Here is a 25,437-nt window from a genome sequence, read left to right on the forward strand (position 1 = left end):
GTTGGACAATCTGGGCTGGCTGCTTCAAGGCTTCGAGCAGGCCGCCACGCCGATGAATCTGCTCTACGCCGTGATCGGCGTGCTGTTGGGGACGGCGGTCGGGGTGCTCCCCGGCATCGGACCCGCGATGACGGTGGCCCTGCTGCTGCCGATCACCTACAACGTCAGCCCGAGCGCGGCGTTCATCATGTTCGCCGGCATCTTCTACGGCGGCATGTACGGCGGGTCCACGACCTCGATCCTGCTGAACACCCCCGGCGAGTCGTCGTCGGTGATCACGGCGATCGAGGGCAACAAGATGGCCAAGGCGGGCAGAGCCGCGCAGGCGCTGGCGACGGCGGCCATCGGGTCGTTCGTCGCGGGCACCATCGGCACCGTGTTGTTGGCGCTCTTCGCCCCGGCGATCTCGCGCTTCGCGGTCACCCTCGGTGCGCCGTCGTATCTCGCGATCATGCTGTTCGCCCTGGTGGCGGTGACGGCCGTGCTCGGCTCGTCGAAGCTGCGCGGCGGTATCTCGCTGTTCCTCGGGCTGGCCATCGGCCTGGTGGGCATCGACTCCCTGACCGGACAGGCCAGGGCGACGTTCGGTCTGCCGCAGCTGTCGGACGGCATCGACATCGTCGTCATCGCGGTGGCGATCTTCGCCCTCGGCGAGGCCCTCTGGGTCGCGGCGCACCTGCGGCAGAAGCCCGCCGAGGTGATCCCGGTCGGCCGGCCCTGGATGGGCAAGAGCGACTGGCAGCGGTCCTGGAAGCCGTGGCTTCGCGGCACGGCTTACGGCTTCCCGTTCGGAGCGCTGCCCGCCGGCGGCGCCGAGCTGCCCACCTTCCTGTCCTACATCACCGAGAAGAAGCTCTCCAAGCATCCCGAGGAGTTCGGCAAGGGCGCCATCGAGGGCGTCGCGGGTCCGGAGGCGGCGAACAACGCCTCGGCGGCGGGCACCCTGGTGCCAATGCTGTCGCTGGGTCTGCCGACCAACGCCACCGCCGCGGTCATGCTGACGGCGTTCGTCTCCTACGGGATCCAGCCCGGCCCCACGCTGTTCGACAAGGAGCCGCTGCTGATCTGGACGCTGATCGCGAGCCTCTTCATCGGCAACTTCCTGCTGCTGGTCCTCAACCTGCCGCTGGCGCCCCTGTGGGCGAAGCTGCTGCGCACGCCGCGGCCGTACCTCTACGCAGGCATCCTGTTCTTCGCGACGCTCGGCGCGTTCGCGGTGAACATCCAGCCGCTCGATCTGGTGCTGCTGTTGGTCTTCGGCCTGCTCGGGTTGATGATGCGGCGCTTCGGACTACCGGTGTTGCCGTTGATCATCGGTGTCATCCTCGGGCCGCGGATCGAACGTCAGCTGCGCCAGAGCTTGCAGCTGGGCGGTGGTGAGTGGGGCAGCCTCTTCACCGAGCCGGTGGCGATCGGCGTGTACGTCTGCATGGCGCTGCTGCTGCTGGCGCCGCTGGTGCTGAAGCTGATGCACCGCAGTGAGGAGACGCTGTTGGTCGTGGAGGACGACAAGGACCAGAGAGAGAAGGCGGAGTCGAAGTGATCGTCGTCGGATACACCGCGGATCAGTACGGCCAGGCCGCTCTGGAACACGCCATGACCGAGGCGTCGGTGCGGGGGACGGGCCTGCTGGTGGTCAACTCGACGAAGGGCGACGCGTACGTCGACCCGGCCTTCGCCGGAGCGCCGGAGGTGCACGACGTCGAGGACCGGCTCAAGAACAGCGGGCTGGCCTACGAGCTGACCCAGCCCGTCGGCGTCGACCCCGTCGACGAGCTGTTGACGGTGATGGACCGCCCCGATGCCGAGCTGTTGGTCATCGGCATCCGACACCGCAATCCGGTGGGCAAGCTGCTGCTGGGGAGCGTGTCCCAACAGCTGCTGCTCGAATGCCAAAAGCCGGTATTGGCCGTCAAACCAGCCGTCTGAAGCCGCCATCGACGGATACGTCAATTTTATTTGCTGCTGGCGAACTCACCATTGGTCACGAGGCCTTCAGAACATTCCATTTGAACGCTTTCGACCATCATGATCGCAAATGGTGCAGCATGGCGAAATTACTATGTTTAAAATTCGATGACACGTGTGAACTGGGGTTATTCCGCAATGGATCGGTGACGGCAACGCCGAGCCCCTTGCCTGGGCACCAAGAGACGGCGTCGGCGTCCCCATCGCGCGCCACGTGGGCATCGACGACGAGCTCGGCGGATTGACCTGAACCTGCGTGGTCGGGCCGGTCTCGGCCTCGTCGTCGCCTGGCTGCGACACTCCGGAGCTCCGGCGCGACGCCGCCGCGACCCGTCGGTGGCGCCCCCGTCGCGGGCGAATGGGGCGGTCCGCTGACGGGAGTGAGCCACGCCATGATGGTGAGAGTCCTGTCGGCGCGATCACTGCATTGCTGAAACTCCGCACCGTCGTCCCGCGGCGACGGACTGGCGACGCGGGCACGCCCGTGAGCTGCAGGTTGATGACTTTCGACTGACGCAGTGGCGTTCACGTGTGGTTCTGGTCGGTGTTGCTGAGCCGACCCGGACACGGGCCGGGTCGCGGCCGCCGGCTTTTGCCAGAAGTTCGACTTCGGCGCACTCGGCAAGCCGCCATTGCCGCCGTCCAGCAAATTCATTTCAAGATCGATCGGCCGTCTGAAAAATTTCTCCAGCAAAGTAGTGCATCTGACCATTACGAAGTTATAAAGTTTGCCCATCGGTCTCATCCCAACGCAGGAGATTCACATGCAACGCGCCATTCGCTCACCACTCACAGCAGGCATCGCTCTCGTCGGAGCCGCCGCAATCGCGATTGCTCCCCTGACGCCCACGCCGCCGAGTCTGACCATCAAGGCAGACCAGATTCCGTCGGTCTTCGCCGAGTACACGCCCACCGGTCTGGCCCAGGCGCTCGCCGACCTGACCTCCGGCGCCACGCTCGCGCTGGCCCAGGGCGCCCAGGGTCTCGGCATCACGGGCACGAACGCGCTGAACAACTTCGGCGCCGCGGGGAACGCACTCAACCAGACCATCGGAATCGCCGGCACCACACTGTCGACCACCACCCTCGGCGCGCTCGCGACGATCGCGTCGAACCCGTTGAACCCGGGCGCCTACCCGGCCGCGCTGGCGCTTCTCATCGCCGGCGGCAGCCAAGGTCTGAGTCAGGCCGCGTTGGGACTCGGGGTGACGGGCAACTTGGCGAATTACGCGGTGGGTGCGTTGGGCACCAACCTGCTCGCCACCATCGGCACGGCGGGCACCACGCTGAACACCGCCATCGGTGCAGCCCTGGCTGATCTCGCCCCCGACGTGCTGTCTGCGATCGGGACGCTCGCGACCGGCGCCGCCATCGCGCTGAGCCAGGGCTACGTGGGGCTGGCGACCGCGGGCACGCAGGCGCTCGCAGGCGTCGGCGCCGGGATCACGACCGCTCTCTCGGGTCTCGGCGCTGCCGGGACCGTCGCCCTCGCGGGACTGGGTACCGCGGGCGCGCAGGGTCTCGCGGGCATCGGTTCGACGATCGGCACCGGTCTGGGCACCCTTGGCGCGGTCGGTGCCTCGGGCCTGGCCACCCTCGGCGGCGCAGGCGCTGCCATCGCCGGTGGTGGGGTCGGCGCGTTGACGGCCATCCTCGCGAACCCGTTGAACCCCGCGAACTACGCAGTCGCGCTCGGCTCGCTGCTCACCGGCACGTCGGTGGGCTTGACCACGGGTCTGGCCGGCCTCGGCGCCACCGGTGCCCTGGGTCTGGCCGGCCTCGGCGGCACCGTCGCGGCGGGACTCGCCACGCTGAACACCGCGGGTGGCACCGCGCTTGCGACGCTCGGGCAGGCCGGCGCGATCACCCTCGCTTCCTCGGTGGGCGGCGGCGCGCAGGCGCTGGCCGGCCTCGGCGCGGCCGGCGCGACAACCCTGGCCACGGTGGGTGGCGTCGGTGCGACGCTGCTGACCGCCATCACCACGGCGCTCGGCCTGGCAATCGGGGGCCCCGCTCCCGCCGCCGTCTCCGATACCAGCCGGACCGCTGCCCTCGTCGCCGACGATCAGCCGGTCTCGACGCTGGCCCTCACCCCGGGTGACCTCGCCGGTGCGGCCGCCGTCGTCCTCGCGGGCACGGGTCTGGCTGGCGCGCAGACCCTTTCGGGCATCGAGAACACCGGCGCCGTCGGCCTGCAGGGCGCGGGCGTCACCGGTGCCACCGGCCTGCAGGCGGCCGGCGTGACGGGTGCCACCGCCCTCCAGGGCATCGGCGTCACCGGCGCGACCGCCCTCCAGGGCATCGGCGTCACGGGTGCCACGGGTCTCGCGGCCCTCACCACCACCGGTGCCACCGCCCTCCAGGGGCTCGGCGTCACGGGAGCGACGGGCCTGGCTGCCGCCGGTACCGCGGGAGTTGCGTTCGCGGCCGGCGGCATTGGTGCCATCGCGGCCATCCTGGCCAACCCGCTGAACCCCGGCAGCTACGCGGCAGCGCTCGCGTCGCTGGCAACGGGCGGAGTGAACGGGCTGGCGCAGGGCCTCGCCGGGGCCGGGGCGACGGCCGCCCAGGCTCTCGCGTACGGCACGGCGACGGGGGCTCAGGCTCTCGCAGGTGTGACGGCGACGGGTGCGCAGGGACTCGCCTACACCGGTGCGACGGTGGCGCAGGGCGTGGCCTACGGAGCGGCGACCGGTGCGCAAGCACTCGCCGGTGGAGCGGCCACGGCGGCACAGGGTCTGGCGACCGTGGGCGCCACCGGCGCCACCGGGCTGGCCTCGGCCGGCCAGGTCGCCGGCACGGTCGGCACCACGCTCACCACGGCGGGTGGCATCATCGCCGGCCCGTCGACCACCGCGGTCCAGACCGGCCCGTCGGACATCTCGGCGCTGACGACGAGTTCGCCGAACGTGACCCTCAAGCTCGCCAAGACCGAGCCGGCGGCGATCGCGGCGGCCCCGTCCAAGACGGAAGCCGACGCGTCGTCCAGCGCCACCTCGGCGACCAGCGGGGCCTCGGCCACCGGTGACAAGCAGGACGCCAAGGAGGCCAAGAAGGAGGCCAAGGAGGCAGCCAAGGAGGCCAAGAAGGAGGCCAAGGAGGCGGCCAAGCAGGACAAGAAGGACGCCAAGGATGCGACGTCCGCCGCGGGCGGGGGCAACAAGGCCGAGCCCAAGACCAAGGCGGCCAGCTCCAACGCCGGTGGTGGCGAAGGCGGCTCCACGTCCGCGGCCGGCGGCGAGGCCAAGTCCAGCACCTCGGGCGGCGAGTCCGGTGCCTCCAAGGGTGGCGAGAGCTAGCCGATAGCAGCACGCACACGGCCATGGGCCCCTCCGATGGAGGGGCCCATCGTCGTCGGCGTTCCGTCTACTTCGTCGTCAATATTTCGGTTTGGCGCGTGGCGAGCGCTGGGTACACCCCGGCCATGGTCGACACCCGGTCGGCGGCTCACACCGCCCACGACAACGTCTGGTTCGAACGCGCAGCGCGAGCGGGCTTTGCGGCCAGCGGACTTCTACACATTCTGATCGCCTTCATCGTCGCGCAGTTGGCGCTGGGCACCGGCGGCAACGCCGACCAGTCCGGCGCGCTGGCAACCCTTGCCGCCCAACCCGGCGGTGCGGTCATGCTGTGGGTGGCCGCCGTCGTGCTCGGCGCGCTCGGGGTCTGGTACCTCGTCGAGACCTTCCTCGAAGACGACGCCAAGCATCGGGTCAAGTCCGCCGCCGTGGGCGTGGTCTACCTCTCGCTCGCCTTCTCGGCAGGCAAGTTCGCGATGGGCAGCGGCAAGTCCAGCGGTCAGCAGAACGCCGGCCTGAGCGCCGAGATGATGAAGTCCGGCTGGGGCAAGGCGGCGCTGATCGTCATCGCGCTGGGCATCATCGCCGTCGGCGGCTACCACGTGTACAAGGGCGTGACCAAGAAGTTCCTGGAGGAACTCGACGTGTCGGGAGGCACCGCCGTCACCTGGGTGGGGATCGTCGGCTACGCCGCCAAGGGCCTGGTGCTCGCGGGTGCGGGCATCCTGGTCATCGTCGCCACCTTCACCGCGGACCCAGCGAAGGCCTCCGGGGTCGACTCCGCCGTGAAGACGCTGGGCGCCGCGCCGTTCGGCAAGTTCCTGCTGCTGCTCGCCGCGGTGGGCCTCGCCGCGTACGGCGCGTACGGCTTCGTCCGTGCCCGCCACGCGGACATGTGACGGCTCAACGGCATTCGAGGGTCAGCAGGATGGACCCGTCGTCGTCGGCGCGCACGGCGTGCGAGCAGACGCCGGGACCGCTGCCGGTCGTCTCGGCTCCACTGGCCAGGTCGTAGGTTCGGCCGTGCAGCGGGCACACCACCGAGTCGTCGTCGGTGAGGCCGTCGGCCAGCGGCCCGCCGCGGTGCGGACACACCGCGCCCAGCGCCCGCAACGTGCCGTTGCGCATGCGATACACCGCGATCTGCTCACCGCCGACGGCGAAGGTGCGCCCCTCGCCGACCGGAATCTCGGTCACCCGGCCGATCGTCGCGTCGCTCATCGGACCGGAACCTGGGGGAGCGGCAGCAACGGCAGCGCCGACCGGAACTGACCCTCGCTCGTCGGCTCGCGACCGTCCAGCCACGGATCGCGATAGGCGGCAACGGATTTCGCCATGTTCGCGTCCAGCTGCGCGGCCAGTCCGTCGGCGTCGTCGACCACCACCGCGCGGACGTGCTCGATCCCGACCCGAGGCACCCACGCATACGTGCGCTCCAGCCAGTTCGCGTTCTCCCGGTAGTACTGCAGGAAGCGGCCGGTCAGGGTCATGACCTCGGCCGCGGTGTCGACGGTGGCCAACAGATCGCCCTTGCGGATGTGGGCGCCCGCGGCACCGCCGACGTACATCTCCCAGCGGCCGCCCTCGACGGCGACGACGCCGAGGTCCTTGCACAGCGCCTCCGCGCAGTTGCGCGGGCACCCGGTGACGGCGAGCTTCATCTTGGCCGGGCTGGCCAGGCCTTGAAAGCGTTCCTCGATGGCGATGCCCAGTGCCGTCGAGTCGCCGACGCCGAAACGGCAGAAGTCGCTGCCGACGCACGTCTTGACCGTGCGAAAGCTCTTGCCGTAGGCGTATCCCGAGGGCATGTCCAGGTCGGCCCACACCCCGGGCAGGTCTTCCTTCTTGATGCCGAGCAGGTCGATGCGCTGACCCCCGGTGAGCTTGATCATGGGGACGTCGTACTTGTCGGCCACGTCGGCGATCCTGCGCAACTGGTGCGGGTTGGTCACCCCACCCTTCATCTGGGGCACCACCGAGAACGTGCCGTCGCGCTGAATGTTCGCGTGTACCCGGTCGTTGACGAAGCGGGCGTCGCGCTCGTCGACGAACTCGTCGGCCCACATCGTCTCCAGCAGCGACGCCAACGCCATCTTGGATCCGGCGTCGGGCCGGCCGTCGGGTGTCAGCGCCGCGAACACCGATGACACCGAGTGCAATTGGAGCTCTCGGATCATGGTCATCAACGTCGGCTTGTCGTACGGAACGGCCGGGACGTACCAGTTGGCCGACGGATCCTCGGCGACGGCGCCGTCGGCGGCCCACTCCACGACCTGGGCCACCAGTTGCTTGCACGAGCCGCAGCCCTTGCCCGCCTTGGTCGCCTTCATCACCCCGGTGACGGAGCTCTCGCCATTGCGCACGCAGGCCACCAGGGCGCCCTTGGAGACGCCGTTGCAGTTGCAGACCTGCGCGTCGTCGGACAGTTCGGCGACGCCGACCGCGACGTCCGGCGTCCCGATGTCGAACAGCAGCGACACGCGTTCCTCGGGCAGCTGAAGGCCACTGTCGAACGCCTGGGTCAGAAACGACACCTTGCGGACGTCGCCGACCAGGGTCGCGCCCACCAGCTTGCCGTCGCGGATCACGATCGTCTTGTACACCCCGTGCCGCGGCTCGGAGAATTGGACGAACTCGTCGTCGGGCAGCTCCGGACCCTTCAGCCCCATCGACGCGACGTCGACGCCCGCGACCTTCAGCTTCGTGGCCGTCCGCGAACCATGGTAGGCCGCAACGGAGTTGGCACCCGTCAGATGGTCGGCCAGCACGGCGGCCTGCTCCCACAACGGGGCCACCAGCCCGTATACCTGGCCGCGATGTTGCGCGCACTCACCGACGACGTAGACGTCGTCGTCGTCGACTGACCGCATGTGGTCGTCGACCACGATCGCCCGTTCGACGGTCAAGCCCGCCCGCTGCGCGAGTCCCACGTTGGGCCTGATGCCCGTGGCGACGACCAGCATGTCGCACGCGATCGAGGTGCCGTCGGCGAACACGATGCCGGTGAGTCGGCCGTCTTCGGACGTGGTGACCTCGGTGGTGCGCTTGTCGACGTGGACCGTGATGCCGATGTCCTCCACCGACTTTCGCAGGATCGCGCCGGCGGGGTCGTCGAGTTGCGCGTTCATCAGGGTGGGTCCGGCGTGGACGACGTCGACGTCGAGTCCGCGGTTCTGCAGACCGCGGGCCGCCTCGAGGCCGAGTAGTCCACCGCCGATCACCACGGCCTTGGTGCGGTGCGCGGCCTCGGTGATCATGCCGACGCAGTCGTCGAGGGTGCGGAAGCCGAAGACGCCGTCGACCAGGTTCTTGTCGTCGGCCCACAACCCCGTCATCGGAGGAAAGAACGACCGGCTGCCGGTGGCCAGGATGAGCTTGTCGTAGCGGGTGGTCGCGCCGTCGTCGGAGTGCACCAGGCGGGCGTACGGGTCGACGCGCACCACCCTGACTCCCGCCCGAAGCGAGATCCCGTTCTCGGCGTACCAGTCGACCTCGTTGAGGTAGATCTCACTGGGATCGTCGCTGCCGGCAAGCACATTGGACAGCAGGATCCGGTTGTAGTTGCCGTACGGCTCGTCACCGAAGACGGTGACGTCGAACGAATCCGACCCACCGCGGGCGAGGATCTCCTCCACCGCGCGGACGCCGGCCATCCCGTTGCCGACGACGACGAGCTTGCGGCGGCCGTTCGTCACCGGACCTGCACCATGCCGAGGTCGACGACGACGGTACCGCTGCACCCGACGGGCGCGGCGACGAAGAGTTCGAGCACGGAGTCGGCGAGCAGGTCCTCGACCACCCGCAGGGCGACGTGGGTGGCCCCCTTGGCGGCAATGGGAAAGTAGCGCATGGGCTTTCCGTCGCGAAACAGCACGACGGAGATCATGTCCTCGGTGGAGTTGCCCCCACGAAAGTACACCGGCTGAGTCGTCGCGCCGGCCGGGACCACGTACCGCAGCGAGTCGTCGATCGGCAGCGGCTCGTCCAAGCCCTTACCCTCGAACGCGAACGGGCCCTGCAGGAATACCGGAGTGCTGCCATCGCTCATCGCACCGAAGCTAAGTCTGGATTGTTTCGGCGTCGTTTCGGGGGCGCGTCCACTGTGGACAACATCGCCTCACCGGCACCGCTGACTACTCGTGAGGCACTGTTGACACGCTCGACACGGCTGGGCAACGGATGCGGAATGGCCTGGCCGTAAACCTGATTCACCACCTTCTGAGGAGAATCAGTGATGCCGCTCATACGCGACCGCAACATCGAGACATGGGACGCCGAGGACGTCGCCGCCTGGGAGGCAGGGGGCAGTAAAGTCGCCAAACGCAATCTGATCTGGTCGATCGTCGCCGAACACGTGGGCTTCTCGATCTGGTCCATCTGGTCGGTGATGGTGCTGTTCATGCCGCAGGCCGTCTACCACGTCGACGCGGCCGGCAAGTTCTACCTGGTGGCGATGCCGACGCTGGTGGGTGCCTTCATGCGCATTCCGTACACCATCGCCCCGGCTCGCTTCGGCGGCCGCAACTGGACCGTCGTCAGCGCGCTACTGCTGCTGATTCCGACGGTGCTGACGCTGTACGTGATGAAGCAGCCCGACACCAGCTACACCACATTCATGGTCGTCGCGGCGTTCGCTGGCTTCGGCGGCGGCAACTTCGCCTCGTCGATGACCAACATCAACGCGTTCTACCCCCAGCGGCTCAAGGGCTGGGCGCTGGGTCTCAACGCGGGCGGCGGCAACATCGGCGTTCCGGTGATCCAGCTCATCGGGCTGTTCGTGATCTCGGCGATCAGCAACACCGCGCCCGAAATCGTCTGCGCCGTATACCTCGTCGCGATCGCCGTGGCGGCACTCGGTGCGGCGTTCTTCATGGACAACCTTCGCAATCAGCGCTCCAACCTCGGGGCGATGGTCGAGGCGCTGCGCTACCGCGACTCCTGGGTGATGAGCTTCCTCTACATCGGGACGTTCGGCTCGTTCATCGGCTTCAGCTTCGCCTTCGGTCAGGTCATGCAGATCAACTACCTGGCGGGCGGCGACACCGCCGCGCAGGCCTCGCTGCACGCCGCCCAGATCGCCTTCATCGGCCCGCTGCTCGGGTCCGTCGCCCGTCCGTTCGGCGGCAAGCTGGCCGACCGCATCGGCGGTGGCAAGGTGACGCTGTACGTGTTCGTGGCGATGATCTTCGCGGCGGGCATCCTGGTCGGCGCCGGGGTTCTCGACGACGCACAAAAGGGAGCCCCCAGCGGTGGGCAGCTCGCTGCCTACGTCGTCGGCTTCATCCTGTTGTTCATCCTGTCCGGTACCGGAAACGGCTCGACCTACAAGATGATTCCGTCGATCTTCGAGGCCAAGGCCCAAGGCAAGGACGGCTGGAGCCGAGAGGAGAAGGCGGCGTGGTCGCGCAGCATGTCCGGTGCGCTGATCGGCTTCGCCGGAGCCGTCGGCGCGCTGGGCGGGGTGTTCATCAACATCGTGCTTCGGGCGTCCTACGTTGGTGACGCCAAGTCGGCGACCAACGCGTTCTGGGTCTTCCTGGGCTTCTACGTCGTCTGCGCGGTCACCACGTGGGTCGTCTTCCTGAGGATGACGAGCCGCGCCCGGGCCGGGGAGCACGTCGGCAGGGCACCCGAACCGGTCGCCGCGGGCTGACCGGCGTGACCGTCACGACCAGAACCGCGTGCTCCTACTGCGGTGTCGGCTGTGGCATCGAGGTCCAGACTCGAACCGACTCCGCCACGGGGCATCCGGTGATCGCCAGGGTGTCGGGCGACAAGCTGCACCCCACCAACGTCGGTCGCCTGTGCACCAAGGGCGCGACGCACGCCGAGATGATGGCGGCCGACGACGACCGGCTGGGCTCGGCTCTGGTGCGGCCGTCGCGCGGCGAAGAGCCCGTGCCGACGTCGGTCGACGAGGCCGTCGCCGAAGCCGGGCGGCGGCTCCGCGCGATCGTCGACGAGCACGGGCCCGACGCGGTGGCGCTCTACGTCTCCGGTCAGATGTCGATCGAGGCGCAGTACCTGGCGACCAAGCTGGCCAAGGGCTTCCTGCGCACGATGCACATCGAGTCGAATTCGCGCCTGTGCATGGCAAGTGCGGGAACGGGTTACAAGCAGTCGCTGGGCGCGGACGGTCCGCCCGGATCCTATGCCGACTTCGACGTCACCGACCTGTTCTTCGTCATCGGGTCGAACATGGCCGACTGTCATCCCATCCTGTTCCTGCGGATGGCCGAACGCCTCAAGGCCGGGGCCAAGCTGATCGTCGTCGACCCGCGCCGCACCACCACCGCCGAGAAGGCCGACCTGTATCTGCAGATCGCACCGGGGACCGACCTCGCCCTGCTGAACGGCATCCTGCACCTGCTGGTCTCCTGGGGTGAGGTCGACGCGCAGTTCATCGCCGACCACACCGAGGGCTGGGACGCGATGCCGGACTTCCTCGCCGACTATCCGCCCGAGGTCGTCGCACGAATCACCGGTCTGGCCGAGGCCGACATCCGGCTGGCGGCGCGCATGATCGCCGACGCCGGCGATTGGATGACCTGTTGGACGATGGGCCTCAACCAGAGCACCCACGGCACGTGGAACACCAACGCCGTCTGCAACCTTCACCTGGCGACCGGCGCGATCTGCCGGCCGGGCAGCGGGCCCATGTCCCTGACGGGTCAACCGAATGCCATGGGCGGCCGCGAAATGGGATACATGGGACCGGGTCTGCCGGGTCAGCGGGTGGTCACCTCGGCCGACGACCGTGCCTTCGTCGAACGCGTGTGGGGCCTGGCCGCGGGCACCATCCGCACCGACGTCGGCCCCGGCACGGTCGACATGTTCCGGCAGATGGCCGACGGCCACGTCAAGGCCTGTTGGATCATCTGCACGAATCCCGTTGCCAGTGTGGCCAATCGCAAGACGGTGATCACCGGTCTGGAATCGGCGGAGCTGGTGATCACCCAGGACGCCTACCGGACGACGGCGACCAACCACTACGCCGACGTCGTCCTGCCGGCGACGCTCTGGGCCGAAGCCGACGCGGTGATGGTCAACTCCGACCGCAACCTCACGCTGCTCCGGCAAGCCATCCCCGCCCACGGCGACGCCCGGCCGGACTGGCAGTTGATCTGCCAGGTCGCCGGGCAGCTCGGCTTCGGCGAAGACTTCGCCTACGCCTCGAGCGAGGAGGTCTTCGAGGAGATCCGCGAATTCTCCAATCCCCGCACGGGTTACGACCTCAGAGGGGTTGACTACGAGCGGCTGCGGCAGGGGCCGGTGCAGTGGCCCGCGCCGCCGCCCGGTCAGCCGGGCGGGGACGTCGACCGCCACCCCATTCGCTACCTCAACGACGGCGTCAGCCAGGACCCGTTCGTCGACCTCGACGGCCACCGCCCCCGGCTCGCCTTCCCGACCCCGTCGCGACGTGCGGTGTTCCACCCCCGGCCGCACCTTCCGCCGGCCGAGATGCCCGACGACGACTACCCGACGGTGCTGAACACCGGTCGCCTGCAACATCAATGGCACACCATGACCAAGACCGGCAAGGTGGCCAAGCTAAACAAGCTCGACGACGGTCCGTTCGTCGAGATCCACCCGGACGACGCCGCGGCGCTGAACGTCGTCGAGGGTCAGCCCGTCGAAGTGGCGTCGCGACGCGGTCGCGCGGTGCTCCCCGCCGTGGTCACCGACCGGGTGCGCCCCGGCAATTGCTTTGCGCCCTTTCACTGGAACGACGAGCACGGTGAATATCTCGCGGTCAACGCCGTCACCTCCGACGCCGTCGACCCCGTCTCGTTGCAACCCGAGTTCAAGGCGTGCGCGGTCCGGATGCGCCCCGCCGGACCGCCGCCCGCACCGGTGGACCTCGCCGGCGGTCGGACCCACCGGATCGGGTCGGCGCTGGGCCTCGACGAGCACCCGGTGCCCGCCCTCGCCGACGCCGAGAAGCATTACCTGGCAGGCTTCTTCCGCGCTCTGCCGCCGGACGTTCACGGTGTCCCCGTGCTTCCGGCCGAGGCGCCGGTGGGTGCCGCGGTGCGCCACTACGTCGACGGCATGCTCGCGGGAACCTACTCCCGCCTTGCGACTGGTGCCGAGGTGGCCGCGCCAGGGCCGTTGGTGCTGTGGGCGTCCCAGACCGGCACCGCCGAGGACGTTGCGGCCCAGGTGGCCGACCGGCTCGGACCCGCGCGCGTGGTGAACATGGACCAGTGCCAGCTCTCCGAGTTGGCCACCGCCGGCGACGTCCTCATCGTCACCAGCACGTTCGGCGACGGCGGGCCACCGGACAACGGCGCGGACTTCTGGGCCCGCCTGGCCTCGGCCGACGCGCCGGCGCTCGACGGGGTGCGGTACGCGGTGCTCGGCATCGGGGACCGCTCCTACGACGACTTCTGCGGGCACGCCAGGTCGGTGGACGCCCGGTTGAGCGAGTTGGGGGCCACCCCGCTCACCACACGTGCCGATTGCGAGGCCTACGACGCCGAACCGATGGCGCAGTGGGTCGACCGGGTCACCGCTCTGGTCGGCGCCTCCTCGATTCCCGTGACTCCCGCGCCGGCGCGCCGTGTCGCGCCGTTCACCAGGGCCAACCCCGTCGACGCACCGTTGAGCCGCAACGTGTTGCTCACTCCGCCGGGAGCCTCGAAGGAGGTGCGGCAGTTCGGATTCGACGTGTCCGCGCACGGCGTCGCCTATGCCGTCGGCGACGCGTTGGGCGTGTGCCCCGTCAACGACGAGGCCACGGTGCGCCGATGGCTCGACGCCACGGGGCTGTCCGCCGACGACGTGATCGAGGTCGACGGCCACGACATGGCGTTGGGTGAGGCGTTGACGACCCGCTACGACATCTGTCGCGTCACGCCCAACCTGCTCGAGCTGATCGGCGAGGGCGGCCCTCGCAGCCGGTCGGAGATGGATCGGTGGCTGCGCGGCCGCGACGGCGTGGACGTGGTGAGCGAATTCGGCGTCCGTGCCGAGCCGCAACGGTGGCGCGACGCCCTGGTCCGACTGACGCCGCGGTCGTACTCGATCTCGAGCAGCCCGCTGGTCAGTCCCCACGAGGTCCAGCTGACCGTGTCGGTCGTCCGCTACCTGACCGGCGACGGAGGCCGGCGCGGGGGAGTGTGCTCGACGTTCCTCGCCGACCGGGCGTCGCACGCGTCGGTGTTCCTGCAGCCGTCGCCGCACTTCCGGCCGCCGGAGGACGGCTCGGTCCCGATGATCATGGTGGGCCCGGGGACGGGCGTCGCCCCCTTCCGCGGATTCCTTCAGGAGCGCCGCGCGCTGGGGCACACCGGCCGCAACTGGCTCTTCTTCGGCGACCGGCACCGCGCCGAGAACTTCTACTACCGCGAGGATCTGGAGGACATGGTCGACGACGGCCTGTTGAGTCGACTGGACGTGGCCTTCTCCCGCGATCAACCCGAGCGGGTTTACGTGCAGCACAAGATTCGCGACTACGGCGCCGACGTGTGGCGCTGGCTGGAGGACGGTGCGCACGTCTACGTCTGCGGCGACGCCACCCGCATGGCCAAGGACGTCGACGACGCACTCACGGCGGTGATCCGCACGCACGGTGGACTGTCGAGCGAGGGCGCACACGACTACAAACGCGAACTCGTCGCCGCCAAACGCTATGTGCGCGACGTGTACTGACAGTCGTCGACCACCTGTGGCCGTCACCGTGGAGGTGTAGGTTTCCGACCATGGCCGCACCCACCGTGAACGTGAATCTGCCGGGCCGCCTTGGCGACCCGACCATGGAAATGCGTACCGACCCACGTGTCGATCCCCGATTGCTGGCAGCCATCGCCCCGTTCGGCCTCGACGCGAAGGCCGCCGAGGTGCCCGTCACCAGGGACTCGCCGCTCGAGGATCTGCTCGCCGTCGCGGCGGCGGCGGAGCAGGGTTTCGACGGCCTGTTCGGGGCGTTGCTCGCCGACGTCCCCGCCGCCCAGGGCGTCGAAACCCGCAGCCTCACCATCACCGGCGTCGACGGCAACGACGTCGCGCTGTACGTGCACCGCCCGATCGGGGTGTCGATGCCGCTGCCGGGTCTGCTGCATCTGCACGGCGGCGGCATGGCGATCCTCACCGCCGTCGACGAGGGGGCCGCTCTGTGGCGCAACCATCTGGCGGCCCGCGGGTGCGTCGTCGTCGGGGTGGAGTTCCGCAACTCCGGTGGTGCCCTGGGGCCACATCCGTTTCCGGCCGGCCTGAACGACTGTGCCAGCGCGCTGGACTGGATGCACGCTCAGCGCGAGGGCCTGGGGTTGACGTCCATCGTCGTCACGGGCGAGTCGGGCGGCGGCAACCTGTCGATCGCGACGGCGCTGAAGGCCAAGCGCGACGGTCGGCTGGACCACGTCGACGGGGTCTACGCCCAGGTGCCGTTCATCTACGGCGGTTACGACACCCCCAATCCCGCGCTGCCGTCGTTGGTCGAGAACGAGGGGTACATACTCAGCCCGTCGGTCATGACGCTCATGGCGGCGCTCTACGACCCGACGGGGACGCACGCACGCGACCCGCTGGCGTGGCCGTACTACGCCGACGAGGACGATCTGCGGGGTCTTCCGCCGCACGTGGTGACGACCGACGAGGTCGACCCGCTGCGTGACGAGGGGCTGGCCTTCCTGCGAGCCCTGCAACGGGCCGGGGTCGACGCCACCGGCCACACCTACAGCGGTGTGGGGCATGGGTGCGAGCAGTTGATGGGGGCGTTCATCCCGGACCTCTTCGAGCGGGCCCTGCACGACGTCGTCGACTTCGCGCGCGGGTTGGGTAGAACGCTGAGTTGAAAGAGTGTCCGAGGGGGGACTTGAACCCCCACGCCCATTAATAGGGCACTAGCACCTCAAGCTAGCGCGTCTGCCATTCCGCCACTCGGACAAGAGCGCCTAAGGCTAACGGATTCCGGGGCCCGGACCAAAACGCGTAGAAGTGAGCAGTGGTACGAATGGTGACCGTGACTGACTTTCCGCAGCCCTCCGACGAGGTCGTCGAGCTCGTGAGCTCGCTCATTCGGTTCGACACGTCGAACACCGGCGAGCTCGAGACCACCAAGGGCGAGGCCGACTGCGCCCGCTGGGTGGCTCGGCAGCTCGAGGAGGTCGGCTACGAATGCGAGTACGTCGAGTCCGGTGCCCCGGGCCGGGGGAACGTCGTGACCCGGCTGGCGGGCGCCGATCGCAGCCGCGGGGCCTTGTTGATCCACGGGCACCTCGACGTGGTGCCCGCCGAAGCCGCCGACTGGAGCGTGCATCCGTTCTCGGGCGCCGTGTCCGACGGCTACGTGTGGGGCCGCGGCGCGATCGACATGAAGAACATGATCGGCATGATGATCGCCGTCGCGCGGTACCTGAAGCGCTCGGGCATCGCGCCACCGCGAGACCTGGTGTTCGCCTTCGTCGCCGACGAGGAGGCCGGCGGCAGGTACGGCTGCGGCTGGCTCGTCGAGAACCGCCCCGACCTCTTCGAGGGCGTCACGGAGGCGATCGGCGAGGTCGGCGGATTCTCGTTGACGGTGCCCCACCGCGACGGCGGCGACAAGCGCCTGTACCTGATCGAGACGGCCGAGAAGGGCATGCGCTGGATGCGGCTGACCGCCCGCGGCCGCGCGGGCCACGGCTCGTTCGTGCACGACGACAACGCCGTCACGACCCTCGCCGGCGCGGTGGACCGGCTGGGCCGCCACCAGTTCCCGGTGGTGCTCACCGACACCGTCGCGCAGTTCCTCACCGCCGTCGGCGAGGAGACCGGGCACTCCTTCGATCCCGACTCGCCGGATCTTGACGGCGTGGTCGCCAAGCTCGGTCCGATCGGGCGCATCGTGGGTGCGACGCTGCGCGACTCGGCGAACCCGACGATGCTCAAGGCCGGCTACAAGGCCAACGTGATCCCGGGGTCGGCCGAGGCCGTGGTGGATTGCCGCATCCTGCCCGGCCACGCGGCGGAGTTCGAGGCCGCCGTCGACGAACTGATCGGGCCGAACGTCACCCGCGAGTGGATCACCGATCTGCCCGCCTACGAGACCACCTTCGACGGCGACCTGGTCGAGGCCATGAACGCCGCGCTGCTGGCGGTCGACCCGGAGGCACGCATCGTGCCCTACATGTTGTCCGGCGGGACCGATGCCAAACACTTTGCGCGGCTTGGCATTCGATGCTTCGGCTTCATTCCGCTGCGGCTGCCGCCCGAACTGGACTTCGCCGCGTTGTTCCACGGCGTCGACGAGCGGGTACCCGTCGAGTCGCTGACGTTCGGCACCGAGGTTCTCCAGAGCTTCCTGTTGAATTGCTGACCCACCCACAGTTGCACCGAAAGGACCTGATGAGCACCCCGTACGACGACCTTCCGACGCTGCCCTCCTTCACCCTGACCTCGACGTCGGTCACCGACGGCCAGCCCTTGGCCAACGACCAGGTCAGCGGCATCATGGGCGCCGGGGGCTCCGACGTCTCCCCGCAGCTGAGCTGGTCGGGGTTTCCCGAGACGACGCGCAGCTTCGCGGTGACGATGTACGACCCCGACGCGCCGACGGCCTCCGGCTTCTGGCACTGGGCGGTGGCCAACCTGCCCGCCACCGTCACCGAGCTGCCCGAAGGCGTGGGGGACGGCAGCCACAGCGGCTTCCCCGGTGACGCGATCACCCTCGCCAACGACGCCGGCCTCAAGCGCTTCATCGGCGCCGCCCCGCCGCCGGGGCACGGCCCGCACCGCTACTTCATCGCCGTGCACGCCGTCGACGCCGAGAAGCTCGACATCCCCGAGGATGCGACGCCGGCCTATCTGGGTTTCAACCTGTTCAGCCACGCCATCGCCCGCGCCGTCATCATGGGCACCTACGAGCAGAAGGAGGGCTAGCGGGCCTCCGACCCCACGGCGTCGGTCAGCGACGCGAAACCGCCGGCGTGCAGCTTCTCGGCGAGGCCGTCGTGAACGTGCTTGGCCCACAACCCCCCGCCGTACACGAAGCCGGTGTAGCCCTGCAGCAGTGAGGCGCCCGCGGCGATGCGCTCCCACGCGTCGTCGGCGGTCTCGATGCCGCCGACGCTGATCAGCACCAGTCGGTCGCCCACGCGGCGGTACAACCGCTGGAGCACCTCGACCGAGCGGCGGGCGACGGGCGGGCCGGACACGCCCCCAGCGCCCAGCTCGTCGGCGCCAGGGGTGACCAGTCCGGCGCGCGAGATCGTGGTGTTGGTGGCGACGATGCCGGCCAAGCCCAGTTCGACTGCCAGGTCGGCGATGTCGTCGACGTCGGAGTCCGACAGGTCGGGGGCGATCTTCACCAGCACCGGGGTGGTGGTCTCGGCCCGGACGGCGGCCAGGATCGGCCGCAGCGACTCGACGGCCTGCAGATCGCGAAGGCCGGGGGTGTTGGGAGAGCTGACGTTCACGACGAGGAACGACGCGAGCGGACCGACCAGGCGCGCGCTTTCGGTGTAGTCGGTGACGGCGTCCTCGGCGGGGGTCGCCTTCGTCTTGCCGATGTTCGCCCCGATCGGCACCTCGGCGACGCGACGGCTCAACCGACGTGCCAGCGCCGCCGCGCCGTGGTTGTTGAAGCCCATCCGGTTCAGCAGGGCGCGGTCCTGCGGCAAGCGGAACATTCGCGGTGCCGGGTTGCCCGGTTGCGGGTGTGCGGTCACCGTGCCGACTTCGGCGTAGCCGAAACCCAGTGCACCCCAAGTCTTCAGGCCAGTACCGTCCTTGTCGAAGCCGGCCGCGAGACCGACCGGCCCCGGAAACCGCACGCCGAACACCGTGCTGGCCAGGACGGGGTCGTGCGGGGCCAGCCACCTGGTCAGGCTCCGGCGCAGGGGCCTCGGCGCGGTCGCCAACCGCAGGGCGGCGAACACCAGGGTGTGGATCCGCTCGGGTGGAACGAGGAAGAAGAGTCGTCGCAGCGCGTGGTAGATCACGAGGCGGGCTGACCGTCGACGCTCGCCCATGCCGCAGACTTCCTGCGCCGCAACAGAACTCGTCGACTTCCGTCGGTGTAGAGGCGAACCCTGGTCAACTCCCACCCGCGATACTCGGCTTCGATCGACAGCCGGATCGACGCGGAGACGCGCGTGACGTCGGGGGGCAGCCGCAACGGCACCCACTCGTACTCGTCGGAGAGGTCGGCCTCCCACGCGGCGGGCATGCGTCCCCGCTGAGGCGAACTCACGAGCCCGCCCCCGGGATCACTTGCACACCCGCGCCCGAACCGGACACCACGAAGAGTGTTCCGGTCTGGTCGTCGTATGTCATGGAGTTCGGTTGCTGCACGGTTCGATAACGCACCTTCTCGACGGGTATTCCGGTCGCCAGATCGTAACCAACGACGGTGTTCGTCGCAGTTTGCGACACCCACGCCAGTCGCGACGACCCGGCCAGCGCGAACGGCGCACCCTTCACCGGGTATTGCTGGCGCAGCATCAGGGGGTCGGTGCCGAAGACCAGCAGCGCCTCCCCGCGGGTGTCGGCCACCAGGATGCGGCCGGCCGGGTCGGCCACCATGGTGGTGGCTCCCTCACCCGCGCGAAGGGCGTGCTGCTGCTTGGTGCCCGACGGGTCGACCGTCGTGACCGACGTCTGGCCCCGATCCAGGACGGCGACCGTGTCGCCTTCTGCGACAAGCGCATCCACGCGGGCGAAGATCTGCAGCCGTGCGCCGACCGTGGTGTCGGAGCTCAGCGTGTACACCGCACCGGAGGCGCTGCCGAGCACGATCTTGCCGTCGGCCCGGCGGGTGACGGCGGTGAAGTCGGTGTCGCGTTCGCCGTCGACGTCGCGCCGGACCACCGAACCGCCCGCGCCCAGGTTCACGGTGAAGTATCCGCCCTTGGTCGCCGCGTAGACGGTCCCGCGCCCGTCGCCGGCGATCGCCGTTGCGGGGCTCGGCAGCGGCACGGTCCGCGACGGCCCCGTGACCGGGAACGCGACGAGCGCCGACTGACCGGCGGCGTCGGCGCTCAGCACCACCGACGACGACGTGGCCGCGTCGAAGACGACGGCCTCACCGCGCCCGGCCAGGGGCCGCACCGAGCCCGCAGGCGTCTCGCTGGCCGCCGGTGACACGGCGGCGGTCGCGGGCGAGATGGTCGGCGGGGGAGCGTCGGAGGCCTTGGAGCCGCAGGACGCGAGGGCGACCACCGTCACGATCATGGCCGCGCCGTGAGTCAGGCGACGCCTCGGTGTTCTGGTCGGTGGCAAGGGGTAAACCTCTACGATGGGATGGGATTGGGGCTCGAAGGGCCAGTTTAGGCACGTCGGGACACCGCCCCGGCGCTATGGTTCGGACATGACCCTGGCCGCCGATGACGACGTGTCCGAAAGCGAGTTCAGCGTCGAGGTCGTCTCCACCGGCCTCCACGCCAGCGGCTTCGGCCGCGTGGGTGACGGCAGGAGTTTCTCCTTCCAGGTCGACCGTCGGCGTCTCACCGTCGAGGTGTACCGCCCGCGCCTGCGGGGCCCGGTCCCGCAGGAGGAGGACGTCGTCGCCGCGGCCAGCCGCAGCCTCGAGCACGTCGACGTCACCGACGAACGCAGCCTGACGGCGGCCGTCCGCGACGCCGTCAACGACGCCCAACCGGTGCCGCGCACGGCTCGCTGACCGCCCGCCCACGGTACGGTCGTCGGCGTGATGGACATGTCGTGGCTGCAGGTCGTGGTGTTGTCGGTGGTGCAGGGCCTGACGGAGTTCCTTCCCGTGTCCAGCTCCGGGCACCTCGCGATCGTGTCGAAGCTCTTCTTCGCCGACGACGCGGGCGCGTCGTTCACCGCGGTCAGCCAACTCGGCACCGAACTCGCGGTGTTGATCTACTTCGCCAAGGACATCGGCCGCATCCTGGCGGCGTGGTTCGGCGGGCTGCGCGACTCCTCGCGTCGTACCCCGGACTACTGGCTGGGCTGGTGGGTCATCATCGGCACCATTCCGATCGGCGCGGCCGGGCTGATCTTCAAGCACTTCATCCGCGACGACGTCCGCAACCTCTGGGTCATCGCGACGGCGCTGATCGTGTTCTCCGCCGTCATCGCCGCCGCCGAGTACTTCGGCAGGCAAACCCGCCCGATAGAGCAGTTCACCTGGAAGGACAGCATCGTCATCGGCGTCTCCCAATGCTTGGCCCTGATCCCCGGGGTGTCGCGATCGGGTGCGACCATCAGCGCCGGTCTGTTCATGGGTCAGCAGCGCGAGGCCGCCGCCCGGTTCGGCTTCCTGCTCGCCATCCCCGCCGTCCTGGCCTCGGGGCTGTACTCCTTGCCCGACGCCTTCCATCCCGACGGGCGGGGGATGAGCGCCTCCGGGCCGCAGCTCGCGGTCTCGGTCGTCATCGCCTTCGTGGTCGGCCTCGCTGCCGTCTCCTGGTTCCTGAAATTCCTGGTGCGCCACGGCATGTACTGGTTCGTCGGCTACCGGGTGATCCTCGGTGCGACGCTGCTGGTCCTGCTGGGCACCGGCTCGGTGGCAGCACAGTGAGCGGCGGCGCCAGGCGATGACGGTCATCCTGCTTCGACACGGTCGCTCGACGTCCAACACCGCGCACACCCTCGCGGGTCGCTCCGAGGGGGTCGACCTCGACGACAAGGGCCGCGAACAAGCCGAGGCGGTGGTCTCCCGCGTCGGAGACCTTCCGATCAAGGCGATCGTGCGCTCGCCGCTTCTGCGCTGTGAGCGAACGGTGGCGCCGCTGGCTGCCGCGCTCGGGCTGGAACCCGTGGTGGAGGAACGGCTCTCGGAAGTCGACTACGGCGCGTGGACCGGCGCCAAGATCGGCGACCTCGTCAAGGAGCCGCTGTGGGCGGTGGTCCAGCAGCAACCCAGCGCCGCGGTGTTCCCCGACGGAGAGGGGCTGGCGCAGGTTCAGGCCAGGGCGGTTGCCGCGATCCGCGAACACGACCGCACCCTCGCCGAGCAGCACGAAGGCGACGTTCTGTGGATCGCCTGTACGCACGGCGACGTCATCAAGTCGATCATCGCCGACGCGGTGGGAAGCCACCTGGACAACTTCCAGCGCATCACCGCCGACCCGGCGTCGATGAGCGTGATCCGGTACACGTCGACGCGTCCGTTCGTGCTCCACGTCAACCACACCGGCCCCGCCCTGACCTCGGCGCTGCTGGCGAAACCGGAGCCCTCCGGGGACGCGGTGGTGGGTGGCTCCACCGACTGACAGGTCCGGACACGTCGGTGGCGTCACCGTTCGGATTACGGATGCGGTGGCTCTACCGGTATTTTGGGAGGTGCCATGACCCGTTCGATTCACGTCTTCCGCTCACCCGACCGCTTCGTGGCCGGGACGGTCGGGCAACCTGGCGACCGCACGTTCTACCTTCAGGCCGTGCACGACGAACGCGTCGTGTCGGTGATCCTGGAGAAGCAACAGGTGGCGGTGCTCGCCGAGCGGATCGCCGCCCTGCTGCTCGAGATCAACCGCCGCTTCGGCACCCCGGTGCCGCCGGAGACCGCCGAGGTCGAAGATCTCAGCCCACTGATCACCCCGGTCGACGCCGAGTTCCGCGTCGGCACGATGGGCCTGGGCTGGGATTCGGAGGCCGAGACGGTGGTGGTCGAACTGCTCGCCGTCTCGGAGACCGAGTTCGACGCGTCGGTGGTGCTCGACGACGCCGAGGACGGTCCCGACGCCGTACGGGTGTTCCTGACGCCCGAGTCGGCGCGCGAGTTCGCGGCCCGCTCCAATCGCGTCATCTCCGCGGGCCGGCCGCCGTGCCCGCTCTGCGACGAACCCCTGGATCCCGCGGGACACATCTGCGTGCGCACCAACGGTTACCGACGAGGCATGCTGGCGGAATCCGACGATGACGCCGAATTCTGACCGCAGTGTCGACGACCGCGCAGGTGACGACGAAGTCCTTCGCTCCGGCGCGCTGACGGTCCTGGGGCGGATCCGGTCGGCCAGCAACGCGACGTTCCTCTGCGAGGCGACCCTCGACGAGCGCACCGTGCACTGCGTCTACAAGCCCGTCGCCGGTGAGGCGCCACTGTGGGACTTTCCCGACGGCACCCTCGCGGGTCGCGAGGTGTCGGCCTACCTGGTGTCCGCGGTGCTCGGCTGGAACGTGGTGCCGCACACCGTGGTTCGCGACGGACCCGCGGGCCGCGGGATGGTGCAGCGGTGGGTCGACCAGCCCGGCGACGTGCTGGACGACACCGAGGTGCCCGACGACCCGGACGCGGGCCCCGACCTGGTCGACCTGCTGCCCGCGGGTGAGGTGCCGCCCGGGTTCCTGCCGGTGCTGCAGGCCTACGACTACGCCGGCGACGAAGTGACCCTCGTCCACGCCGACGACGCACGGCTGCGGCGGATGGCGGTGTTCGACGTCATCATCAACAACGCCGACCGCAAGGGCGGGCACATCCTGGCTGGCGTCGACGGCAACGTCTACGGCGTCGACCACGGCGTGAGTCTGCACTCCGAGGACAAGCTCCGCACGGTGCTGTGGGGGTGGGCCGGAAAGCCCGTCGACGACGACGCGCTGCGGGACGTCGCCTGCCTGCGGGACGCGCTGCTGGGTGATCTGGACCAGACGCTGCGGCCACACGTCACCAACCGGGAGATCGACGCGCTGTATGCCAGAACCGTTGGTCTGCTGGAGAACCCGGTGATGCCGTCACCGGACAGGCGCAGGCCGATCCCGTGGCCGGCGTTTTGACCTGAGTGTTCTACGCTCGTCGTCATGACTGATCACGATCACGCCGCCGCCCGCAGGGAGATCGCCGACGCCCTTCAGAAGGCGCTCGACCGCCGCCACGAGGTGCTCGACGCGATCGTCGAAGCCGGCGACCGGGCGGCCGCCGTCTCGGCCATCGCGGCGCTGCTCGACACCTCGCCCAAGGGCGGTGAGGCGGTGATGACCATCTCCTTCGACCAGCTCACCAGGGACTCCCGTCGCAAGATCGCCGAGGAGCTCGAGGATCTGAACAAGCAGCTCACCTTCACCCTCGGTGAGCGACCGGCCAGCTCGGGCGAGAGCCTGTCGCTGCGCGCGTTCTCCTCCGACACCGACCGCGACCTCTTCGCCGCGCGCACCTCCGACGTCGGCGCCACCGGCGACGGCTCCGGCGGGCCCGCGGGCAGCATCGACGACGAGATCAGCGCCGCGCTGGGCCGGGTCTCCAACGAAGAGGCGGTCTGGTTCGTCGCCGAGGAGGGATCCGACAAGGTCGGCATGGTGTTCGGCGAGCTCGTCGGGGGTGAGGTGAACGTCCGCGTCTGGATCCACCCCGATCATCGTCACCGCGGCTTCGGTACCGCGGCGCTGCGGCGCTGCCGCTCGGAGATGGCGGCGTACTTCCCGGCGGTGCCGATGGTCGTGCGCGCCCCCGGCGCGACGCCCAAGTAGGACCCGATTAGTCCCCGCATCAGCGATGCGGCGCTCGCCGCGGAGGTGGCCGCCGAAGCCGGCCGGATGTTGGTCGCGTTGCGCGCCGAGATCGGCTTCGACGACTTCTACGACCTCGGCGACGCCGGGGACCGTCGTGCCAACACCTTGATCCTGAACCGGCTGCGCGAGCACCGGCCCGACGACGCCGTGCTCTCCGAGGAGGCGGCCGACGACCTGTCGCGGCTCCGCGCCGACCGGGTCTGGATCGTCGACCCGGTCGACGGCACCCGGGAGTTCTCCACGCCCGGCCGCACCGACTGGGCGGTGCACATCGCGCTGTGGCAGCGCACCTCCGGACCGAACGGCGCGATCACCGACGCCGTGGTGGGGTTGCCCGCGCTCGGGGCGGTGTACCGCAGCGACACGGTGTCCGCGCCCCCGCCGCGCGAGCCGGGGCCCATCCGCATCGCGACGAGCCGCCACCGCCCGCCCACGGTGTTGTGGTGGCTGCGGGACATGCTCGACGTCGAACTGGTCGGCATCGGGTCCGCCGGAGCCAAGGCCATGGCCGTCGTCCGGGGCGACGTCGACGCCTACGTCCACGCCGGCGGTCAGTACGAGTGGGACTCGGCGGCACCGGCCGGGGTGGTGACGGCGGCGGGACTGCACGCCTCGCGGTTGGACGGTTCGCCCCTGCGGTACAACCGGCCCGACCCGTACCTGCCCGACTTCGTGATGTGCCGGCCGGAGCTGGCCGGCACCCTGCTGGACGCGATCGGCTCGCTGTTCTGAGCGCGTCCGGGAATGGATCGGTGCCGCCCGTTGTCCCAGA

General features: G+C 69.5%; 22 protein-coding genes and 1 tRNA gene. 16 read left to right on the top strand and 7 right to left on the bottom strand.

From position 1 onward, the window contains the following. Position 1: 1 nt before the first annotated feature. From H7J06_RS16940 to H7J06_RS16955, 4 genes are all read left to right on the top strand, one after another. Positions 2 to 1,543, top strand: coding sequence for a tripartite tricarboxylate transporter permease (locus H7J06_RS16940; RefSeq protein ID WP_264040260.1), 1,542 nt, complete (start codon positions 2 to 4; stop codon positions 1,541 to 1,543). Then, a complete protein-coding gene (locus H7J06_RS16945) occupies positions 1,540 to 1,929 on the top strand; it encodes a universal stress protein (RefSeq protein ID WP_264040156.1) in 390 nt (129 codons plus the stop codon). The genes H7J06_RS16940 and H7J06_RS16945 overlap by 4 nt, the downstream gene beginning before the upstream one ends. 803 nt (positions 1,930 to 2,732) lie before the next feature. Next, a complete protein-coding gene (locus tag H7J06_RS16950; protein ID WP_264040157.1) occupies positions 2,733 to 5,267 on the top strand; it encodes a beta strand repeat-containing protein in 2,535 nt (844 codons plus the stop codon). A 125-nt stretch (positions 5,268 to 5,392) separates the two neighbouring features. Continuing rightward, entirely contained in the window at positions 5,393 to 6,166 is a 774-nt protein-coding gene (locus H7J06_RS16955) for a DUF1206 domain-containing protein (RefSeq protein ID WP_264040261.1), read from the top strand. A 4-nt stretch (positions 6,167 to 6,170) separates the two neighbouring features. Here the strand turns inward: H7J06_RS16955 and H7J06_RS16960 are convergent, their stop codons facing one another. Genes H7J06_RS16960 through H7J06_RS16970 form a run of 3 tightly spaced genes read right to left on the bottom strand, consistent with a single transcriptional unit; the run spans position 6,171 to position 9,315 of the window. Further along, positions 6,171 to 6,488: a Rieske (2Fe-2S) protein gene (locus H7J06_RS16960; RefSeq protein ID WP_264040158.1), complete on the bottom strand. Its 318-nt coding sequence runs from the start codon at positions 6,486 to 6,488 to the stop codon at positions 6,171 to 6,173. Continuing rightward, positions 6,485 to 8,962, bottom strand: coding sequence for a nitrite reductase large subunit NirB (nirB, locus tag H7J06_RS16965; RefSeq protein WP_264040159.1), 2,478 nt, complete (start codon positions 8,960 to 8,962; stop codon positions 6,485 to 6,487). Before nirB ends, H7J06_RS16960 begins: the two co-directional genes overlap by 4 nt. Next, the gene (locus tag H7J06_RS16970) at positions 8,959 to 9,315 is read right to left on the bottom strand and encodes a molybdopterin oxidoreductase (RefSeq protein ID WP_264040160.1); all 357 of its coding nucleotides are present in this window, start codon (positions 9,313 to 9,315) and stop codon (positions 8,959 to 8,961) included. The genes nirB and H7J06_RS16970 overlap by 4 nt, the downstream gene beginning before the upstream one ends. A gap of 186 nt (positions 9,316 to 9,501) precedes the next feature. Here H7J06_RS16970 and H7J06_RS16975 point away from each other — a divergent pair, with 186 nt between their 5' ends. Genes H7J06_RS16975 through H7J06_RS16985 form a run of 3 tightly spaced genes read left to right on the top strand, consistent with a single transcriptional unit; the run spans position 9,502 to position 16,066 of the window. After that, a complete protein-coding gene (locus H7J06_RS16975; RefSeq protein WP_264040162.1) occupies positions 9,502 to 10,920 on the top strand; it encodes a nitrate/nitrite transporter in 1,419 nt (472 codons plus the stop codon). A gap of 5 nt (positions 10,921 to 10,925) precedes the next feature. Further along, positions 10,926 to 14,921 carry a bifunctional nitrate reductase/sulfite reductase flavoprotein subunit alpha gene (locus H7J06_RS16980; protein ID WP_264040163.1) on the top strand — a complete coding sequence of 1,332 codons (3,996 nt, stop codon included), beginning with the start codon at positions 10,926 to 10,928 and terminating at the stop codon, positions 14,919 to 14,921. Positions 14,922 to 14,971: 50 nt separating this feature from the next. Continuing rightward, positions 14,972 to 16,066: an alpha/beta hydrolase fold domain-containing protein gene (locus H7J06_RS16985; protein ID WP_264040164.1), complete on the top strand. Its 1,095-nt coding sequence runs from the start codon at positions 14,972 to 14,974 to the stop codon at positions 16,064 to 16,066. A gap of 5 nt (positions 16,067 to 16,071) precedes the next feature. Here H7J06_RS16985 and H7J06_RS16990 read toward each other — a convergent pair. Then, positions 16,072 to 16,157, bottom strand: a tRNA-Leu gene (locus H7J06_RS16990). A gap of 67 nt (positions 16,158 to 16,224) precedes the next feature. On the opposite strand from H7J06_RS16990, the gene H7J06_RS16995 reads away from it, so the two are divergent. Further along, complete coding sequence (locus H7J06_RS16995) at positions 16,225 to 17,568, top strand: M20/M25/M40 family metallo-hydrolase (RefSeq protein ID WP_264040165.1); 1,344 nt, start codon at positions 16,225 to 16,227, stop codon at positions 17,566 to 17,568. A gap of 29 nt (positions 17,569 to 17,597) precedes the next feature. Beyond that, positions 17,598 to 18,131 (top strand): YbhB/YbcL family Raf kinase inhibitor-like protein, encoded by a 534-nt coding sequence (locus tag H7J06_RS17000; RefSeq protein WP_264040166.1) that lies wholly within the window; start codon positions 17,598 to 17,600, stop codon positions 18,129 to 18,131. Here H7J06_RS17000 and H7J06_RS17005 read toward each other — a convergent pair. Genes H7J06_RS17005 through H7J06_RS17015 form a run of 3 tightly spaced genes read right to left on the bottom strand, consistent with a single transcriptional unit; the run spans position 18,128 to position 20,423 of the window. Further along, positions 18,128 to 19,222 carry a quinone-dependent dihydroorotate dehydrogenase gene (locus H7J06_RS17005; protein WP_275079532.1) on the bottom strand — a complete coding sequence of 365 codons (1,095 nt, stop codon included), beginning with the start codon at positions 19,220 to 19,222 and terminating at the stop codon, positions 18,128 to 18,130. The genes H7J06_RS17000 and H7J06_RS17005 overlap by 4 nt on opposite strands. Beyond that, positions 19,189 to 19,419 (bottom strand): DUF5703 family protein, encoded by a 231-nt coding sequence (locus H7J06_RS17010; protein WP_275079544.1) that lies wholly within the window; start codon positions 19,417 to 19,419, stop codon positions 19,189 to 19,191. The genes H7J06_RS17005 and H7J06_RS17010 overlap by 34 nt, the downstream gene beginning before the upstream one ends. Before the next feature lie 20 nt (positions 19,420 to 19,439). Continuing rightward, positions 19,440 to 20,423 (bottom strand): YncE family protein, encoded by a 984-nt coding sequence (locus H7J06_RS17015; RefSeq protein ID WP_264040168.1) that lies wholly within the window; start codon positions 20,421 to 20,423, stop codon positions 19,440 to 19,442. 136 nt (positions 20,424 to 20,559) lie between these two features. Between H7J06_RS17015 and H7J06_RS17020 the strand changes: the two genes are divergently transcribed. From H7J06_RS17020 to H7J06_RS17050, 7 genes are all read left to right on the top strand, one after another. After that, complete coding sequence (locus tag H7J06_RS17020) at positions 20,560 to 20,871, top strand: hypothetical protein (protein WP_264040171.1); 312 nt, start codon at positions 20,560 to 20,562, stop codon at positions 20,869 to 20,871. A 36-nt stretch (positions 20,872 to 20,907) separates the two neighbouring features. Next, positions 20,908 to 21,738, top strand: a complete 831-nt coding sequence (locus tag H7J06_RS17025) for an undecaprenyl-diphosphate phosphatase (protein ID WP_264040263.1) — start codon at positions 20,908 to 20,910, stop codon at positions 21,736 to 21,738. Between the two features lie 16 nt (positions 21,739 to 21,754). Further along, on the top strand, positions 21,755 to 22,432 hold the full coding sequence (locus H7J06_RS17030; RefSeq protein ID WP_264040172.1) for a histidine phosphatase family protein: 678 nt from the start codon (positions 21,755 to 21,757) through the stop codon (positions 22,430 to 22,432). A 75-nt stretch (positions 22,433 to 22,507) separates the two neighbouring features. Then, positions 22,508 to 23,095 carry an Rv2134c family protein gene (locus tag H7J06_RS17035; RefSeq protein WP_264040173.1) on the top strand — a complete coding sequence of 196 codons (588 nt, stop codon included), beginning with the start codon at positions 22,508 to 22,510 and terminating at the stop codon, positions 23,093 to 23,095. Beyond that, the gene (locus tag H7J06_RS17040) at positions 23,079 to 23,933 is read left to right on the top strand and encodes an Rv2133c family protein (RefSeq protein ID WP_264040174.1); all 855 of its coding nucleotides are present in this window, start codon (positions 23,079 to 23,081) and stop codon (positions 23,931 to 23,933) included. The genes H7J06_RS17035 and H7J06_RS17040 overlap by 17 nt, the downstream gene beginning before the upstream one ends. A 24-nt stretch (positions 23,934 to 23,957) precedes the next feature. Then, positions 23,958 to 24,623: a GNAT family N-acetyltransferase gene (locus H7J06_RS17045; RefSeq protein WP_264040175.1), complete on the top strand. Its 666-nt coding sequence runs from the start codon at positions 23,958 to 23,960 to the stop codon at positions 24,621 to 24,623. 66 nt (positions 24,624 to 24,689) lie between these two features. Further along, entirely contained in the window at positions 24,690 to 25,397 is a 708-nt protein-coding gene (locus tag H7J06_RS17050) for a 3'(2'),5'-bisphosphate nucleotidase CysQ (protein WP_264040264.1), read from the top strand. The last annotated feature ends 40 nt before the right edge of the window (positions 25,398 to 25,437 follow it).

It is taken from the genome of Mycolicibacterium hodleri (genome assembly GCF_025822245.1).
Lineage (GTDB): Bacteria > Actinomycetota > Actinomycetes > Mycobacteriales > Mycobacteriaceae > Mycobacterium > Mycobacterium hodleri.

Coding starts and splice junctions, on each gene's coding strand:
- H7J06_RS16950 (WP_264040157.1), top strand. CDS start 2,733: ATGCAACGCGCCATTCGCTCACCACTCACAGCAGGCATCGCTCTCGTC.
- H7J06_RS16955 (WP_264040261.1), top strand. CDS start 5,393: ATGGTCGACACCCGGTCGGCGGCTCACACCGCCCACGACAACGTCTGG.
- H7J06_RS16960 (WP_264040158.1), bottom strand. CDS start 6,488: ATGAGCGACGCGACGATCGGCCGGGTGACCGAGATTCCGGTCGGCGAG.
- H7J06_RS16970 (WP_264040160.1), bottom strand. CDS start 9,315: ATGAGCGATGGCAGCACTCCGGTATTCCTGCAGGGCCCGTTCGCGTTC.
- H7J06_RS16975 (WP_264040162.1), top strand. CDS start 9,502: ATGCCGCTCATACGCGACCGCAACATCGAGACATGGGACGCCGAGGAC.
- H7J06_RS16985 (WP_264040164.1), top strand. CDS start 14,972: ATGGCCGCACCCACCGTGAACGTGAATCTGCCGGGCCGCCTTGGCGAC.
- H7J06_RS16995 (WP_264040165.1), top strand. CDS start 16,225: ATGGTGACCGTGACTGACTTTCCGCAGCCCTCCGACGAGGTCGTCGAG.
- H7J06_RS17000 (WP_264040166.1), top strand. CDS start 17,598: ATGAGCACCCCGTACGACGACCTTCCGACGCTGCCCTCCTTCACCCTG.
- H7J06_RS17005 (WP_275079532.1), bottom strand. CDS start 19,222: ATGGGCGAGCGTCGACGGTCAGCCCGCCTCGTGATCTACCACGCGCTG.
- H7J06_RS17010 (WP_275079544.1), bottom strand. CDS start 19,419: ATGCCCGCCGCGTGGGAGGCCGACCTCTCCGACGAGTACGAGTGGGTG.
- H7J06_RS17015 (WP_264040168.1), bottom strand. CDS start 20,423: ATGATCGTGACGGTGGTCGCCCTCGCGTCCTGCGGCTCCAAGGCCTCC.
- H7J06_RS17020 (WP_264040171.1), top strand. CDS start 20,560: ATGACCCTGGCCGCCGATGACGACGTGTCCGAAAGCGAGTTCAGCGTC.
- H7J06_RS17025 (WP_264040263.1), top strand. CDS start 20,908: ATGTCGTGGCTGCAGGTCGTGGTGTTGTCGGTGGTGCAGGGCCTGACG.
- H7J06_RS17030 (WP_264040172.1), top strand. CDS start 21,755: ATGACGGTCATCCTGCTTCGACACGGTCGCTCGACGTCCAACACCGCG.
- H7J06_RS17035 (WP_264040173.1), top strand. CDS start 22,508: ATGACCCGTTCGATTCACGTCTTCCGCTCACCCGACCGCTTCGTGGCC.
- H7J06_RS17040 (WP_264040174.1), top strand. CDS start 23,079: ATGACGCCGAATTCTGACCGCAGTGTCGACGACCGCGCAGGTGACGAC.
- H7J06_RS17045 (WP_264040175.1), top strand. CDS start 23,958: ATGACTGATCACGATCACGCCGCCGCCCGCAGGGAGATCGCCGACGCC.
- H7J06_RS17050 (WP_264040264.1), top strand. CDS start 24,690: ATGTTGGTCGCGTTGCGCGCCGAGATCGGCTTCGACGACTTCTACGAC.